Origin of the sequence: Candidatus Ulvibacter alkanivorans, from assembly GCF_003333325.1 — a bacterium.
In the GTDB taxonomy this organism is placed as follows: Bacteria; Bacteroidota; Bacteroidia; order Flavobacteriales; family Flavobacteriaceae; genus Ulvibacter_A; species Ulvibacter_A alkanivorans.
In genome coordinates this window covers 1-1,444 of the sequence record NZ_QOLC01000045.1, presented here as the reverse complement: position 1 = coordinate 1,444, position 1,444 = coordinate 1, and the positions used below count along the sequence as shown (strand labels likewise).

Sequence of the window (1,444 nt, the reverse complement as noted above, 5' to 3'; positions counted from 1 at the left end):
TCTCACATAATAGTGAGTTTACGATGTTGTGTTGTTCTCCGCCTGAGGCGGAGGATGTGGTTAAATCCTTTATAGGATTACCAATGAGAAGCCCTGCCTGCCGGCAGGCAGGTTATCCGAATGGAGAGGCTTTTTTTGTATGTAGGAATGTTCTAAATTTACGAGTGAGTTAAATCAACTTCTAAACCTATAGGCTAATGTGGAGACTTTTAGGCATTCTGCTCTTCGTTTTTATACCGTTCACAACAGTAGCTCAAAATGACAGCATCACAAAAAAACTACTATTTACCGGAGATTTTCGCTTTCGAGTAGAACCCGACTGGGATTCACGTAAATCTGATGGGAGTTTTCGAGATAATCGAACTCGCTTGCGTTACCGCTTGCGTTTTGGGGCCAATTACCGTTTTAACCCACACCTTGAACTTGGCGTCCGACTCCGGACCGGATTGCAAGGAAAACAACAAGATCCACAACTCACCCTGGGAGATGGTTTTAATGAGGGAGGTACTTTGCCTATTGGTCTTGAAAAGGCCTACGCTCAGTTTACCATAGATTGGTTTAGTGGTTGGTTGGGTAAAAACACATTTCCTTTTCAAAAGCAGAATGAACTCTTTTGGAGTGATAATGTGTATCCAGATGGAATTGCTGCTCAAGCGCGATGGTCATCGGCTAGTTCATGGATAGATTCTTTTGGGGTCAATACGGGCTATTTTATTATTGCATTTAATAATGGCCCCTTGAGTGATGACTCTTATTTTCAAGGAATACAGTTGGTGAGCGAGCATAGCAATAATCAGATCACCTTTTTTCCCGGATTTTATTACTTCAATGCGTTGCCAAATATTCCGGATGGCAATGGAACCTTTACGCTGGATTATAGCATTTTACATATGGGAGGTTCTATTGAGGTGTGGAAAGATCCAGAGATAGGAGTAGAGCTCGATTGGTATCAAAATCTCCAAGATTACACTAAAAATGATTCGATTGCTGCTAATTTAAGAGATCAGCGTCAGGGATTGGTGGCCAGCCTTAGGGTAGGACACTTAAAGAAAAAGAAAGATTGGAAGTTTAGATTGACCTATACCCGACTAGAGCGTTTTTCTGCGGTGGATTATCTTGCCCAAAATGATTGGGCACGGTGGGATTATTCCTCACAAGGCTCATTAGATGGAAGATTGACCAATTATAAAGGTTTCGAAGCAATGATTGGTTACATGATTTCTGATAATATTAAAGTAAGTTCCCGATACTTTATAGTAGAACAGTTGATTCCTTTTGGACCGTTTAATGAATCTGGCCAACGCATCCGTTTTGATATAGATATTGGCTTCTAAAGTAAAGTACAGATAATTACTTGCAATAGCCTAGTTAAATGCCTTCACCTAAAATAGCTGCAACGAAGGGTTTTATATTTTGGCATGGATTGATCAGGTTTAATTTGGGT

At 40.6% G+C, this 1,444-nt stretch carries 1 protein-coding gene; it reads left to right on the top strand.

Going from position 1 to position 1,444, the window contains the following annotated elements:
- The first annotated feature begins 197 nt into the window (after positions 1–197).
- Positions 198–1,334 carry a putative porin gene (locus tag DWA30_RS02985; protein ID WP_114491042.1) on the top strand — a complete coding sequence of 379 codons (1,137 nt, stop codon included), beginning with the start codon at positions 198–200 and terminating at the stop codon, positions 1,332–1,334.
- Positions 1,335–1,444 lie beyond the last annotated feature (110 nt).